Below are 13,967 nucleotides of genomic sequence, written 5' to 3' on the forward strand. Positions count from 1 at the left end.
ATCCTTTTTTGTGGCCCGCCACAACACGGGCCCGGTCAATCAGTAGGCGCGAAGCGTCCGGAATACGGCGGCAATTTTGCTGGCGTCTTTAATACCTGGCTCGCTTTCCACACCCGAATTGAAGTCTAGTCCTGCACATCCAAGCTGCGCAGCTTCGACGCAGTTATCGGCACTCAGGCCGCCCGCCAGCATGACATTCTTGAGGTCCTGGCCCTGAAGCAGTGACCAGTCAAACGTCTGGCCCGAGCCGCCGTTGCCATTATCAAAAACATAACGATCCACATGGGGCCAGTTACGCTCAGGCAGGGCATGTTGAATACTCAGCGCTTTCCAGATTTGCACCTGTTCAGGCAAGGCCTGATAAAGCGCAGCTACATAGGCGGGGTCTTCATCACCGTGTAACTGCACGGCGCTGAGCTGTAGCTGAGTTACTTTAGTGACAATGTCACTTATTGCTGCATTGCGGAACACACCGACATACTTCAGCGGCGCGCCTGCGATAACCGCCCGCGCTTTATCGGTATCAACCTGACGCGGCGAACCCTCGACAAAGATTAACCCACCAAAAAGGGCGCCCGCATCACAGGCGGCGCAGGCATCTTCAGGACGGGTCAAACCACAGACTTTGTTGCTGCCCAGGGTGACACGGCGCACTGCTGCATGAAGATCGTCTTCTTCCATTAATGCAGAGCCAATAAGGAAACCATTGGCGAAATGACTTAATTCACGGACATCACGATAGTTGTTAATGCCTGACTCGCTGATGACGGTGATGCCCTGGCCCAGACGGGGTGCCAGTTCGCGTGTCCGATTCAGATCAATCGACAGGTCACGTAAATCGCGGTTATTAATGCCCACCACTTTCGCTTCCAACGCAATGGCGCGTTCCAGCTCCTGTTCGTTACTGACTTCGGTCAGCACGCCCATCTGTAGACTGTGCGCAACCGCAGCAAGCTGACGATACTGCTCGTCGTCCACCACTGACAGCATCAGCAGGATGGCATCGGCCTGATAGTAACGTGCCAGATAGATTTGATAAGGATCGATAATAAAGTCTTTGCACAGCACAGGCTGCGTTATGGCCGCACTGACGACAGGTAAAAAGGCGAAGTCACCCTGAAAATATTTCTCATCGGTCAACACGGAAACCGCAGATGCATAGTGGCGATAAACCCCGGCTATCATCTCGGGATCAAAATCATCACGAATCAGCCCTTTGGATGGAGAGGCTTTTTTGCATTCCAGAATAAAGGCAGTGCGGGTGCCCTGCAGTGCGTCATAAAAACTACGGTTGGAAAGCGTAATGCGCTGCTGGAAACTCTCCAGGGGTTGCTGCTGCTTACGTGCCTCAACCCAAATGGCTTTGTCTTTCACGATTTTATCTAACACTGTACCCTGCATGATTATCCTCTTGATGCCAGAGCCACCACGCGCTCATAGGCCTGACCACTACGGATGGCATTGAGCGCACGCTGTGCATTTTCACGGAGATCTTCATTACCAAACACTTTAAGCAGCATCGCCACATTTACGGCAACCGCCTCCTCATGGGCCTGCTCGCCATTACCCTGGAGTAAACGTGTAAGAATGTCACGGTTTTCTTCCGGTGTGCCGCCTGCCAGAGCCTCTTTAGGATGGAAGCCAAAGCCGAAATCTTCCGGGCCGAGCTGATAGCGGGTAATCTCACCTTCACGCAACTCAGCCACATGGGTGACATCGTGTAGCGCCACCTCATCCATTCCGCCACCATGCACGACCGCTGCGCGCTGGTAGCCCAGCACTTTCAGGGTTTGCGCAATGGGCAGCACCAGTTCAGGGCTGTAAACCCCAATCACGGCCAGCGGCGGGCGGGCAGGATTGATCAGCGGCCCGAGCACGTTAAATACCGTGCGGGTTTTCAACTGCTGGCGCACCGGCATGGCATGGCGAAAACCCGTGTGGTACTGCGGTGCAAACAGGAAACAGACATTCAGATCGTCCAGCGCTTTACGTGCCAGCTCGGCAGGCATATCCAGATTGATACCGAACGCAGCCAGCAGGTCAGACGATCCTGATTTGCTTGATACGCTGCGGTTGCCGTGTTTCGCGACTTTCAGCCCGCAGGTTGCTGCGACAAAGGCGCTGGCGGTCGAGATGTTAATGCTGTTACTGCCATCGCCGCCGGTGCCAACAATATCGGCAAAGGCGTAATCCGGGCGTGGAAAGGGTTTGGCATCTTCCAGTAAGGCGCTGGCCGCCCCGGCGATTTCCTCGGGGTTTTCGCCACGCACCTTCATAGCAATCAGAACCGCTGCCAGTTGAGTCGGTTCAAGCTGACCAGTAATAATGGCGCTGAACAGTTGATGACTCTCGTGTTGAGTCAGGATCTGCGACTGGTAAAGTTTTTCCAGAATCGTATTCATACTTTTCTCCCTGTTACTTCGCCAGCGCCCAGGCCAGTGTCTGTTCAAGCAGACGTGCGCCCTGAGTGGTTAAAATGGATTCGGGATGGAACTGGAATCCGCACACACGATCTTTTTCGTGGCGGACCGCCATGACCATGCCGTTGTAACTGGCATTCACCGTTAATTCGTCCGGCGTGTTACTGCCAACCAGCGAATGATAACGGGCAACGGGAAGGGGATTGCTGAGCCCGGCAAACATCGCTTCACCATCGTGACGAATGGCAGAGGCTTTGCCATGCAGAATTTCGCCGGCCTGACCGACATGACCGCCATAGGTTTCCACAATCGCCTGATGACCCAGGCAAATGCCGATAATCGGCAGCTTTCCGCGCATCGCGCGCAGCAGCTCTGGCATACAGCCCGCCTCTTTCGGCGCGCCGGGCCCCGGGGACAGCATCAGCACCGGATTATTCATGCTTTGCAGTCGATCGATCAACAGCGATGTCGGCATGTTATTACGGTACACCACCACGTTGTGCCCGAAGGTACGAAGCTGATCGACCAGGTTGTAGGTAAATGAGTCGATGTTATCCAGCAGCAGGATGTCAGCCATCAGAAAATCTCCTTGCAGTGGTGAGCAGTGGCAATCGCGCGCAATACGGCGCGGGCTTTGTTACGGCTTTCATCTGCTTCAGCCTGAGGGTCCGAATCCAGCACCACACCGGCTCCGGCCTGCACGGTGGCTACGCCATCTTCTACATAGGCTGAGCGGATTACGATGCAGGTATCTAAATCACCGTTGGCGGTGAAATAGCCCACAGCGCCACCGTAGATCCCGCGTCGTGTGCCTTCAGCGTCAGCAATCAGCTGCATCGCCCGGACTTTAGGCGCACCGCTCAGGGTGCCCATATTCATGCAGGCGCGATAGGCATGTAGCACGTCCAGGTCATCGCGCAGCGTGCCCACAACCCGCGAGACCAGATGCATCACAAAGGAATAGCGGTCAACTTTCGTCAGGTCGGCAACATAACGGCTTCCGGGACGGCAGATACGGGCTAAATCATTGCGCGCCAGATCGACGAGCATCAGGTGCTCGGCCAGTTCTTTGTGGTCTGTGCGCATTTCTAACTCGATACGGCTGTCGAGATCGCGATCCAGCGAACCGTCAGCGTGCCGACCGCGTGGTCGGGTACCGGCAATGGGGTAAATTTCAATCTGACGAGACGCAGCCTCGTACTTCAACGAGCTTTCGGGCGAGGCACCAAACAGTGAAAAATCCTGATCCTGCATAAAGAACATATACGGGCTTGGATTGCTGCGTTTCAGCGTGTCATAAGCGGCGAGCGCAGAAGGACAGGGCAGCGAAAAGCGGCGTGATGGCACAACCTGGAAGATTTCACCAATACGAATGGCCTCCTGCATCTTACGCACCACTGCGCAATACTCTTCATCGCTCTGGCTGACGGTCAGCGTCATCGTTTCGACAGGCTGAACGGGCAGCGCCGGTGCAGGCTGTAACATCTGTCCATGCAACTGTTCAATGCGGCGTTGCAGACGTTGAAATTCGTGGGTAGAAGGCGAGAACAGGCTGGCCTGCAGACGTGCGCTGCGTGCCTGGTGATCCAGCACCAGCAGCGTTTCCGCCAGGTAAAAGCAGTAGTCGGGACAGCGTTGCTCACTGCTGAGTTCCGGTAAATCTTCAAAGCCTGCCACCAGATCGTAGGCAAACAGGCCGCCGACAAACACGGCTTCGCGCTCTTCGCTTGGGGAATTCACCAACTGTGGAATCAGACGCAGTGCGTCAAACACCGACAGGGCGCGTAAGCGTGAGTCTTCATCCTGCTGATCCTGCACAGGGGTAAATGTCAGAACACGCCCGTCTGGGCGAGGTTCATTGATGATTTCAGAGGGCAGAGCGTCATCCAGCAGCGGCAGCAGCGCACGGCCATTGTCAGACAGGGCCTGTAAAGTGACGCGGTTTCCTAATGCGCTGATGCGCAGGGCGCTGTCAACAATCATCAGGCTTTTTAAGTTTTCTTTACTGTCGATATCTGCGGATTCAAGCAGCAGTGTCGCCGGGCGAGCGCCGCATAACTGATGAAAAACGGCGGCGGGATCTTCCCGATAGGGCGCGCTGCCGGTAATTAACTTCACTGTAGGTTTTGCATTAAGCATGATGATTTCTCTGAATATCGTCCAAAAAAAAGCCCGCTTGGAGGCGGGCTCAGGTATCTGCACAGTGTTTACGCAAGGTGTGCACGACAACGTCGCCCGTACTGGGAAACATTGCGCCACCAACCCATTAAAAGCGTAATAACAGTTTTCATGATCAAATACCCGTCTGCGGTGAACTTGTGTACTAGTTAACTGGTTCGTGACAAAAATGTCAATACACTTTTTCAGTGGCCGATAAAATCGTTATTATGCTGACCCGATCAGTAGCCAGCAGGAGTTGTTTTGAGCGATATCGCCCGTTTTCCGCTTTACGATCTTCATAGTCACACGCGGGCTTCCGATGGATTGTTGTCGCCGCAGGCACTGGTTGAGCGCGCAGTAGACATGCGCGTCGGGGTGCTGGCAATTACCGATCACGACACCGTCGCGGGTATCCCTGAGGCGCAGCAGGCCGTACTGAATCAGCAACTGCCCATAAAGATTTTAGCCGGTGTTGAGATTTCAACGCTGTGGGAAAATCATGAAATTCATATTGTCGGGTTAAACATCGACATCCAGCATCCGGTGATGACCCAGTTCCTTGCGGGTCAGTATACGGCGCGACTGGAGCGCGCACAGCGCATTGCTGAACGGCTGGATAAAGCGCAGATCCCTGACGCACTGGCAGGGGCGCAGCGCTTAGCCGAGGGGGGAATGATTACGCGCGGCCATTTTGCCCGCTATCTGGTCGATCTGGGCAAAGCGAATAACATGGCGCAGGTGTTTAAAAATTATCTGGCGCGGGGCAAAACGGGCTACGTCCCACCGCAATGGTGTACAATTAATCAAGCCATTGATGCGATTCACCATTCTGGTGGCTGTGCCGTGCTGGCACATCCGGGACGCTACGGATTGTCGGCAAAATGGCTAAAGCGCCTGATTGCCAGTTTTAGCGCTGCTGGCGGGGATGCGATCGAGGTCGCACAATGTCAGCAGGCACCCGCTGAGCGCACGCAGTTAGCGCAATATGCCAGAGATAACAATCTGGCTGCATCGCAAGGTTCTGATTTTCATCAACCCTGCCCGTGGATTGAACTGGGCCGCAAATTGTGGCTACCTGCGGCGGTAGAACCGGTCTGGGAACGTTTTCCCGCACTGGCACCCGCAGTGGAATGTACGGAAAGGGGATAAGAGGTTTCTATGAGTCAACTGTTTCATATTCATCCAGATAATCCACAACCACGCCTGATTAACCAGGCCGTAGAGTACCTTAATAAAGGCGGCGTGATTGTTTACCCAACGGATTCTGGCTATGCCCTGGGTTGTCGGCTGGAAGAGAAAGGAGCGATGGAGCGAATTTGTCGCATTCGTCAGCTGGACGGTCATCATAATTTCACGCTGATGTGCCGTGATTTATCTGAACTGTCTGTTTATTCTCAGGTGGGTAACAGCGCTTTCCGTCTGCTTAAAAATAACACGCCGGGTAATTACACGTTTATTCTTAAGGCGACGAAAGAAGTGCCGCGTCGTTTGATGAATGAAAAGCGTAAAACGATTGGATTACGCGTACCGTCGAATCCGGTAGCACTTGCCCTGCTTGAGGTGCTGAACGAACCCATGATGTCGACGTCGTTAATTCTGCCGGGTAATGACTTCACGGAATCTGATCCGGAAGATATTCAACAGCGTATTGGCAAGCAGGTCGATCTGATTATCGACGGTGGCACGCTTGGACAGCAGCCCACCACCGTCATTGATCTCACCAGTGATGCACCTGAAGTCGTCCGTGAAGGTGTGGGAGATGTGAAACCTTTTCTGTAACCCACTCAGGTTTTACGGGTGACGGGAATCGTCGCCTGTAACCAGTTTTTGAACTGGCCGTAAGGGATATAGAGTGAAACATCTTTTAAAATCACTTTCCCGCTACGGCCATTTTTAATTGCATCTGAGTAACCTACGATAACCCCACCCAAAGTATCGTCGCTATTATAGACGCCGCCGCCGGACATGCCCTGAACGACTCCCGCATTAGAGGCCATGGCAATACACGGGCTTTTATTCCAGGAATTACGTATTGCCGTGCGCGCCAGATTTACCCCTTTGGACTCAACGGGCAGCGCCGAAATATAGCTGTATCCATACATTTTTACCGCATCGCCAATATCGGTGCTGCGGAATTGAGTCAGTGTATTTGGCGGATTCTTATGATAAATAATCGCGAGATCGCAATAAGGGTGATAAGACTTCACGCGCTGCACAGCGAATTTTGCCACGTGAGCGGCGGTCAGGCTGTAGTCGGGCGTTAAAGGAATGCTGGTGCCTAATGTACCTAAACCAAGAATGGTAGGGATGCCTGTCACGCTCATATCAACATGCTGCATCGCCGTACGGCTGTACTCAGTATGGCCCACAGAACAACCGCTCAGAGCCAGCGTCAATAACGCTGCGCACACAAACTGTTTTTGCATAGTGGTGTCTTCAGGTGAGCATGTCAGTAAAATCCCTGGTGAAGATTCAAGACATGCAAATTAAAGCTCATCGTGAGCCGTATTAACGCAAATATTCCTGATGCGCCGGTGTATATATATTTAATAACAACCAGTTAGCGGCTTTTTCATACAGCGCCGTTTGAAACGTTGCGTCGTCTGTATGCTTATTAGATTAGGGCTGCTAAAAAGGTCGTATAATGGTTATCGGCTGAGATTGCCGCCAGTCCATTTTTTTTAATGTAAATTTATTGTAATGAGAGAGCGAATATCGACACAGCCGTCTGACCAAAAGTGAGTCGGCCAGGTGGCATTATTTCGCACAGTATCCCGCAATAATTAAAATTGTACAACATGTTTTTTCTTGTACAACTTTATTGTGGGTTACTCTATGAATTATCAAGTAAAGATGCGACGGAAAGCGGCGGTAAAGTGCGGTCAATGTGCAAAGCCCACCCTGCGGATGATTAAAAAAATAAATATTTGGCTTAAGTGTGGTTTTCTGCATTTTTAAATTAACTCAAATGACATTCCGCCTGTAAAAATAAACTTTTCTCACCACTATATTTGCGCTGCTTACGACACTTTTACTCGGCTTTTAATGTTTCGCGATAAACCCATAGCGTAGAAATCATTAAATACAAATCTTTTTAATGCGAATTCTCTAAGAAGGGTTAACGGCAACATTATCTAAAACTGCTGACGGTGAAACATTAACTTGAATTAAGTAACAAAGCGTTACTTTTTGCTGTTGAGGCAATTTATCGGTCATCAGAGCGCCATTTCACCACAATAAGGCAGATAAAATTGATGAAACGTGAAGCTATAAAGCGTTTCCTGAGGCTTTGTGCTTCACAACATGTCCTGTTGGTGGCGAGGACAATCTCGATTCTTTGAGTACAGCGCGTTCATTATTATAATTATGCCTGCCGCTGATATCTGGCAGGGTCTGCTGCCAGACGAATGCGCGCCAGCGCTGCAGAAGGTGGATTCCATCAGGATAGCTGCCTGCCCGCGGTGCGTGTCAGGGCAACGCCATAATACGGGTTACATTACGAGGGACATCCTGTATAATGGGGCCAACAGGAAAATATAACCCATTGATTTTTAAGGTTAAATTCCTAATCCATCCGACGCCTGGGAAGGCGACAATGAGGTAGCTCCATGAGCGAAAAGTTACAAAAAGTCTTAGCGCGTGCCGGTCACGGTTCGCGTCGTGAAATTGAAACGATGATCGCTGCCGGACGCGTTAGCGTTGACGGTAAGCTGGCCACGCTTGGCGATCGCATCGAAAACAGCAAAGCCCTGAAGATCCGTATTGACGGTCATTTGGTTTCTATTGCGGAATCTGCAACGGAAGTCTGTCGCGTACTGGCCTACTACAAACCAGAAGGTGAACTCTGCACACGCAGCGATCCGGAAGGGCGTCCAACGGTCTTTGATCGACTGCCACGGTTGCGCGGTTCGCGCTGGATTGCCGTGGGTCGTCTTGACGTCAATACCTGCGGGTTGATGCTGTTTACCACAGATGGCGAACTGGCTAACCGCCTGATGCATCCCAGCCGTGAAGTGGAACGCGAATATGCGGTGCGCGTATTTGGTCAGGTTGATGACGACAAAATTCGGCAGCTCAGCAAAGGCGTGCAGCTTGAAGATGGCCCCGCCGCATTCAAAACGCTGCGCTTTGCCGGTGGTGAAGGTATCAACCAGTGGTACAACGTGACGCTGACCGAAGGACGGAACCGTGAAGTTCGTCGCTTGTGGGAAGCCGTGGGCGTCCAGGTGAGCCGACTGATGCGTGTTCGTTATGGCGATATCACGTTGCCAAAAGGCGTTCCACGCGGTGGCTGGATGGAGCTTGATCTGTCTGCGGTCAATTATCTGCGTAACATGGTGGGGATGGATGATGAAACCGTCACCAAACTGGCTGTCGAGAAAGACCGTCGCCGTACCAAGGCCAATCAGATCCGTCGGGCCGTGAAGCGCCACAGTCAGACCAGTGGCAGACCTGCCCGCCGTAACCCCGGCAGTAAGCGTAACGCAACCTGATATCGGTTTGCACGTCAGAACAGATTCACTAAAAAAGCCGCAACGATGATCGTTGCGGCTTTTGTGTTTTCTCACTGTTCAGGTGACAACGGCTTACCGGTGAAACAGCGGAAACGCACCGGTAATTAACCCACCGGCCATCAGCACCAGGCTGATTAAAATTCCCCACTTAATGGCAAAACGCTGGTGGTCACCGATATCCACCTTCGCCAGACCGACCAGAAGATAGACCGACGGAACCAGCGGGCTCAGTAAATGGAAAGGCTGACCCACAATGGAGGCCCGGGCAATTTCCTCTGCGGAAATACCGTAGCTGGCCGCCGTTTGGGCAATCACCGGCAGGATGCCAAAATAGAAGGCATCGTTAGACATAAAAAAGGTAAAAGGCAGACTGATTAAGGCGGTGAACACGGCGAGATAGGGGCCAAAACTGTGTGGAATAAAGGCCAACAGGCTTTTCGCCATGGCATCCACCATACCGGTTCCCGAAAGGATACCGGTAAAGATACCTGCAGCGAAAATCAGCGCCGTCACGGCCAGCACATTACTGGCATGGGAACCAATACGGGCCTTTTGTTCTTCCAGCGTTGGATAGTTCAGCATCACCGCAATCGCGAAGGCCAGCATAAACAGGATCTGAATGGGCATGGCACCAATAACCAACAGGACCAGCAGCACCGTAGTCAGAACAAAGTTTGGCCAGAACATTTTAGGCCGACGATTGGCTGCACACTCTTCAGCATCACCCAGCCCCAACTCAATATTATCCAGATGATGGTCGCTGATGCTCATCACGCCCAGGCGTTTACGCTCCTGCAAGCCAAACATGAAGGCCAGGCCCACAAGGGCAACACAGGCGATAAAAATGGCAGGCAACATCGGTATGAAAATGTCGAGTGCGTCAATTCGCAACGCGGCAGCGGCACGTGCCGTTGGTCCGCCCCAGGGAGAGAGGTTCATGATGCCGCTGGCAAGGTTAACCAGACAGGTCATCGCCAGCACATTCATGCCCAGCTTACGGTAGAGGGGAAGGAACGCGGCAATAGCAATCATATAGGTGGTTGAGCTGTCACCATCCAGTGAGACCAGCAGCGTCAGTACCGCTGTACCAACCAGCACCTTAAGCGGATCGCCCCGCACGATTTTAAGAATAAAACGCACCAGTGGATCAAACAGGCCAGCATCAATCATCAGGCCGAAATAGAGAATCGAGAAGGTGAGCATGACGCCTGTAGGTGCCAGGGTTTTCACCCCATCCAGCATCATGGCACCCAGCCCCTGGTAGAAACCACCCAGCAAAGCGAACAGGGTGGGAATAAGAATTAGCGCTATCAGCGCTGACATGCGTTTGGTCATGATCAGATACATGAAACAAACAACCATCGTAAAGCCCAGTATGGTCAACAAAATAACAGCCCTCTCATTGGCAAAAGTTATTCAATTGTTATCGAACAAGATAATAATTTATGGATTTACTTAGCGTGTTAATGGTTAACCTCTTGTTTTGATTAACCATGCACAAAGAGATGATATTAAAGCTAAATTTTTTTTATCATTTTTTTAACATAGAAGAGTGATCCCGATCGGTTTTTGCGACCGTTCACCGGGCATTATGTGATTGTGATCAATGACTGATGTAAATCATGGCGGTCAATTTCAGGTAACGGAAACTGGAAAGGGCGCGTAAAGCGTAATCGAAAATTTACATTTATGGCTGGCAGGTTGGAGTAAACAGGCGCGTCAGAGATCGCATTTTTGCCGAAACCGACCCAACAGCGCGCTCGCGGCAAGCGGAATTCTGAGGTGCGACGGACGAGGGTTTAACGGTATTGGGCAAGAGGCTCATGTAACGATCGGGTGACAGGCTGACGATCAGGTTTACAGATTTATGCCGAAAAGATGCAGGTCAGACAGGCATCCCGTCTGACCTTTGCTGAATAGCATGTAATAAGGTTACCAGTCTATTCCCTGCTGGGCCTGAATACCGGCGTCAAAAGCATGTTTCACTGGCCGCATTTCCGTGACGGTATCAGCCATATCCAGCAGGGTGCGATGGCAACCACGGCCGGTAATAATCACGCTTTGCTGAGCAGGGCGCTGTTTTAGGGCAGTGACCAGCTCGTCAAGGGGCAGATAATCCATACTGACCATGTAGGTGATTTCATCAAGAATCACCAGATCCAGGCTGCTATCACACAGCATGCGCTTCGCATGCTGCCAGACGGCAAGGCAGGCATCGGTATCGGTCTGGCGATTTTGTGTCTCCCAGGTAAAACCGGTAGCCATCACCTGAAACTCAACACCGTGCTGTTCCAGCATGTTGCGCTCGCCATTTGGCCACTCACCCTTGATAAACTGGATGGCCGCGGCGCGCTTGCCATGTCCACAGGCGCGTAACGCGGTGCCAAAAGCGGCGGTGGTTTTGCCTTTGCCATTGCCGGTAAATACCATCAGGATACCTCTGACTTCACTGGCTGCGGCAATGCGGGCATCCACCTGTTCCTTTAAACGTTGCTGACGTTGCTGGTGGCGTTCGTCCGTCATTATTCAGCTGCTCCGGGTTTTCTGCCTGGCTGAGCATCAAAGCTCATACCGGTTTTACGGCGACTGTCGTCACCCATTAAATAGAGGTAGAGCGGCATAATATCGGCAGGCGTTTTAAGTTTACTGGCATCTTCCTGCGGAAACGCACTGGCGCGCATTTTTGTGCGCGTGCCGCCGGGATTGATGCAGTTGACGCGTAACGCGTGGTTTTTATATTCATCTGCCAGCACCTGCATCATGCCTTCGGTCGCAAATTTTGATACCGCATAAGCGCCCCATCCCGCACGACCGGTACGGCCCACGCTGGAGGTGGTGAAGACCAGCGATCCACTTTCTGATTTCAACAGCAGCGGTAGCAGGGCCTGGGTAAGGAAAAAGGTCGCATCAACGTTAATCTTCATGACCTGTTGCCAAACCTGCGGATCAAGGTCCGCCAGCGGCATGATTTCTCCTAAAATGCTGGCGTTATGTAATACGCCATCCAGATGCGAAAACTGTTGCGCCAGTTGCCCGGCCAGTTGATGGCACTGCTCTGGCGTTGCATCAGACAAATCAAATACCACCGCGTGCGCCGGGCGCTGATTCAACTGGCCAATCGCCTCTTTGGTGTGCTGCAGCTTTTCCGCGCTACGGCCCAGTAAGATGACTTCAGCCCCATAGCGAGCGTAGGTCAGGGCCGCTTCCCGGCCAATGCCGTCAGAAGCACCGGTGACAAGAATCAGGCGATTCGCGAGTAGATCATTTTTAGGTTGATAGTGCATGTTGGGAGCCTCCCGCAACGTGAGGGTTTCACGCTTTATGCCTCAATTCATGCCATGACGCAATTGGCAATAAGTACATTCTGTGCCAGGTGCTGGCATTTCAGGCGACGGGTCTGGATAAACCAGTTAAACTAACCGTTTGTCAGTAATCCTCTGTTTAATAAGGCGACACGATGGATCTTCTTTTGAGTTATGGACTGTTTTTAGCAAAAGCGGTGACGGTGGTGATTGCCATTGCAGCTATCGTAATGATTGTTGTTAACGCCGCACAGCGCAAACGTCATCAGAGTGGGCAACTCCGCCTGACGCGACTGGGTGATGACTACACCAAAATGAAAGAAGAGCTGCAGCTTGAGAAAATGAAACCTCAGGCTCAAAAGCTGTGGTTAAAAAACAATAAAAAGGCCGAAAAACAAAAGGCCAAAGCAGAGAAACGCGCAGCGAAGCAGGGCAACCAGGAAACCACTAAACCCACGCTTTACGTTCTGGACTTTAATGGCAGTATCGATGCCAGCGAAGTTAAGTCATTACGTGAAGAAGTGTCTGCGGTACTCGCCGTTGCCCAGCCGGGTGATGAAGTGCTACTGCGGCTGGAAAGCCCTGGTGGCATGGTACACGGTTATGGTCTGGCGGCGTCGCAACTGCAACGCCTGCGGGATGCCGGCTTAAACCTCACCGCTGCCGTTGACAAAGTGGCCGCCAGCGGAGGATACATGATGGCTTGTGTTGCCAGCCAGATCGTTTCCGCCCCTTTTGCGGTCATCGGCTCGATTGGCGTCGTGGCGCAAATCCCCAACTTTAACCGTCTGCTTAAGCGTAACGACATTGATGTTGAGCTACATACGGCGGGTCAGTATAAACGCACTCTGACGCTGTTTGGTGAAAATACGGAAGAAGGGCGGGAAAAGTTCCAGCAGGATCTGAATGAAACGCATCTGCTGTTTAAGCAGTTCGTGCATGAAATGCGCCCGTCACTGGATATTGACAAGGTGGCAACCGGTGAGCACTGGTACGGACGCCAGGCCCTGACGCTGGGCCTGGTCGATCGTATCTCTACCAGTGACGACCTTATTATTCAGCATATGGATAAATTTACCGTGCTCGGGGTTAACTATGTGCGCCGCCGTTCAAGGATTGATCGCCTGACTCATAGCGCGGGGCATGTCCTGGAACGCTTAATGCTGAAGTGGTGGCAACGCGGTGACAAACCGCTGTTATAAGGGAAACCCGGCCAAGGCCGGGTTTTTTTATATCAGGTGGTAGCGGGGCGACAGTTCAACCGCGAGGTGTTTAAAGAGATTAAAGACGGCAGTGGTTTTTGCCGTTGGCAGTCCTTGCGCATCCAAAAAATAGGGGCCACGGAAAACGAGGACATCACCCTGTTGACTGACCGCATCGGCTTTGATGTCGGCGAGATAATCATCATGTTGTACAAGCAGCCTATTGGCGATCTCCAGTAGTGCCTGAGATGAAATACCCTGGGTCTGATTGTGCATGTGTCGGCTCCTTTTTGACAGTCTGTTAATTCTTTCTATATTACTTGCGTACCGCGTTGTTCGACAAACCGCCGTGAGGGGTAAAAAAGCGGC

11 protein-coding genes, 1 pseudogene and 1 other annotated feature are annotated in these 13,967 nt (G+C 52.1%); of the genes and pseudogenes, 4 read left to right on the top strand and 8 right to left on the bottom strand.

The window, feature by feature from the left end; all coding sequences use genetic code 11:
• Window positions 1-39: 39 nt before the first annotated feature.
• The 3 genes and pseudogenes from trpCF to CMR03_RS01250 all read right to left on the bottom strand — a co-directional run bounded on the left by trpCF (window position 40) and on the right by CMR03_RS01250 (window position 4,559).
• Window positions 40-1,401 carry a bifunctional indole-3-glycerol-phosphate synthase TrpC/phosphoribosylanthranilate isomerase TrpF gene (gene trpCF / locus CMR03_RS01235; RefSeq protein WP_096010521.1) on the bottom strand — a complete coding sequence of 454 codons (1,362 nt, stop codon included), beginning with the start codon at window positions 1,399-1,401 and terminating at the stop codon, window positions 40-42.
• Window positions 1,402-1,403: 2 nt separating this feature from the next.
• Window positions 1,404-2,997: pseudogene (gene trpD / locus CMR03_RS25440) on the bottom strand (bifunctional anthranilate synthase glutamate amidotransferase component TrpG/anthranilate phosphoribosyltransferase TrpD).
• On the bottom strand, window positions 2,997-4,559 hold the full coding sequence (locus CMR03_RS01250) for an anthranilate synthase component 1 (protein WP_096010522.1): 1,563 nt from the start codon (window positions 4,557-4,559) through the stop codon (window positions 2,997-2,999). Before CMR03_RS01250 ends, trpD begins: the two are co-directional and overlap by 1 nt.
• A 23-nt stretch (window positions 4,560-4,582) precedes the next feature.
• Window positions 4,583-4,687 (bottom strand) — a sequence feature (Trp leader region).
• Window positions 4,688-4,841: 154 nt separating this feature from the next.
• Between CMR03_RS01250 and rnm the strand changes: the two genes are divergently transcribed.
• Window positions 4,842-5,729 (top strand): RNase RNM, encoded by an 888-nt coding sequence (rnm, locus tag CMR03_RS01255; RefSeq protein WP_096010523.1) that lies wholly within the window; start codon window positions 4,842-4,844, stop codon window positions 5,727-5,729.
• 9 nt (window positions 5,730-5,738) lie between these two features.
• Window positions 5,739-6,359, top strand: coding sequence for an L-threonylcarbamoyladenylate synthase (locus tag CMR03_RS01260; RefSeq protein WP_063879777.1), 621 nt, complete (start codon window positions 5,739-5,741; stop codon window positions 6,357-6,359).
• Between the two features lie 5 nt (window positions 6,360-6,364).
• Here CMR03_RS01260 and CMR03_RS01265 read toward each other — a convergent pair whose 3' ends face one another.
• Window positions 6,365-7,006, bottom strand: a complete 642-nt coding sequence (locus tag CMR03_RS01265) for a hypothetical protein (protein WP_096010524.1) — start codon at window positions 7,004-7,006, stop codon at window positions 6,365-6,367.
• A gap of 1,182 nt (window positions 7,007-8,188) precedes the next feature.
• On the opposite strand from CMR03_RS01265, the gene rluB reads away from it, so the two are divergent.
• Window positions 8,189-9,073, top strand: coding sequence for a 23S rRNA pseudouridine(2605) synthase RluB (gene rluB, locus CMR03_RS01270; RefSeq protein WP_063879775.1), 885 nt, complete (start codon window positions 8,189-8,191; stop codon window positions 9,071-9,073).
• A gap of 93 nt (window positions 9,074-9,166) precedes the next feature.
• Here the strand turns inward: rluB and CMR03_RS01275 are convergent, their stop codons facing one another.
• The 3 genes from CMR03_RS01275 to CMR03_RS01285 all read right to left on the bottom strand — a co-directional run bounded on the left by CMR03_RS01275 (window position 9,167) and on the right by CMR03_RS01285 (window position 12,378).
• Window positions 9,167-10,480 (bottom strand): CitMHS family transporter, encoded by a 1,314-nt coding sequence (locus CMR03_RS01275; RefSeq protein ID WP_096010525.1) that lies wholly within the window; start codon window positions 10,478-10,480, stop codon window positions 9,167-9,169.
• 546 nt (window positions 10,481-11,026) lie between these two features.
• Window positions 11,027-11,617: a cob(I)yrinic acid a,c-diamide adenosyltransferase gene (cobO, locus tag CMR03_RS01280; protein WP_063879773.1), complete on the bottom strand. Its 591-nt coding sequence runs from the start codon at window positions 11,615-11,617 to the stop codon at window positions 11,027-11,029.
• Window positions 11,617-12,378, bottom strand: coding sequence for a YciK family oxidoreductase (locus tag CMR03_RS01285; protein ID WP_096010526.1), 762 nt, complete (start codon window positions 12,376-12,378; stop codon window positions 11,617-11,619). Before CMR03_RS01285 ends, cobO begins: the two co-directional genes overlap by 1 nt.
• A gap of 173 nt (window positions 12,379-12,551) precedes the next feature.
• On the opposite strand from CMR03_RS01285, the gene sohB reads away from it, so the two are divergent.
• Window positions 12,552-13,598 carry a protease SohB gene (gene sohB, locus CMR03_RS01290; RefSeq protein WP_096010527.1) on the top strand — a complete coding sequence of 349 codons (1,047 nt, stop codon included), beginning with the start codon at window positions 12,552-12,554 and terminating at the stop codon, window positions 13,596-13,598.
• Window positions 13,599-13,625: 27 nt separating this feature from the next.
• Here sohB and CMR03_RS01295 read toward each other — a convergent pair whose 3' ends face one another.
• Window positions 13,626-13,874, bottom strand: coding sequence for a YciN family protein (locus CMR03_RS01295; RefSeq protein WP_096010528.1), 249 nt, complete (start codon window positions 13,872-13,874; stop codon window positions 13,626-13,628).
• Window positions 13,875-13,967 lie beyond the last annotated feature (93 nt).

This window comes from Pantoea allii, assembly GCF_002307475.1.
GTDB classification, from domain to species: Bacteria; Pseudomonadota; Gammaproteobacteria; order Enterobacterales; family Enterobacteriaceae; genus Pantoea; species Pantoea allii.

What these genes read in the sequence shown, in the direction of transcription:
- rluB (WP_063879775.1), top strand. Translation starts at nt 8,189, where the DNA reads ATGAGCGAAAAGTTACAAAAAGTCTTAGCGCGTGCCGGTCACGGTTCG.
- CMR03_RS01265 (WP_096010524.1), bottom strand. Translation starts at nt 7,006, where the DNA reads ATGCAAAAACAGTTTGTGTGCGCAGCGTTATTGACGCTGGCTCTGAGC.
- cobO (WP_063879773.1), bottom strand. Translation starts at nt 11,617, where the DNA reads ATGACGGACGAACGCCACCAGCAACGTCAGCAACGTTTAAAGGAACAG.
- CMR03_RS01250 (WP_096010522.1), bottom strand. Translation starts at nt 4,559, where the DNA reads ATGCTTAATGCAAAACCTACAGTGAAGTTAATTACCGGCAGCGCGCCC.
- sohB (WP_096010527.1), top strand. Translation starts at nt 12,552, where the DNA reads ATGGATCTTCTTTTGAGTTATGGACTGTTTTTAGCAAAAGCGGTGACG.
- trpCF (WP_096010521.1), bottom strand. Translation starts at nt 1,401, where the DNA reads ATGCAGGGTACAGTGTTAGATAAAATCGTGAAAGACAAAGCCATTTGG.
- CMR03_RS01295 (WP_096010528.1), bottom strand. Translation starts at nt 13,874, where the DNA reads ATGCACAATCAGACCCAGGGTATTTCATCTCAGGCACTACTGGAGATC.
- CMR03_RS01285 (WP_096010526.1), bottom strand. Translation starts at nt 12,378, where the DNA reads ATGCACTATCAACCTAAAAATGATCTACTCGCGAATCGCCTGATTCTT.
- CMR03_RS01260 (WP_063879777.1), top strand. Translation starts at nt 5,739, where the DNA reads ATGAGTCAACTGTTTCATATTCATCCAGATAATCCACAACCACGCCTG.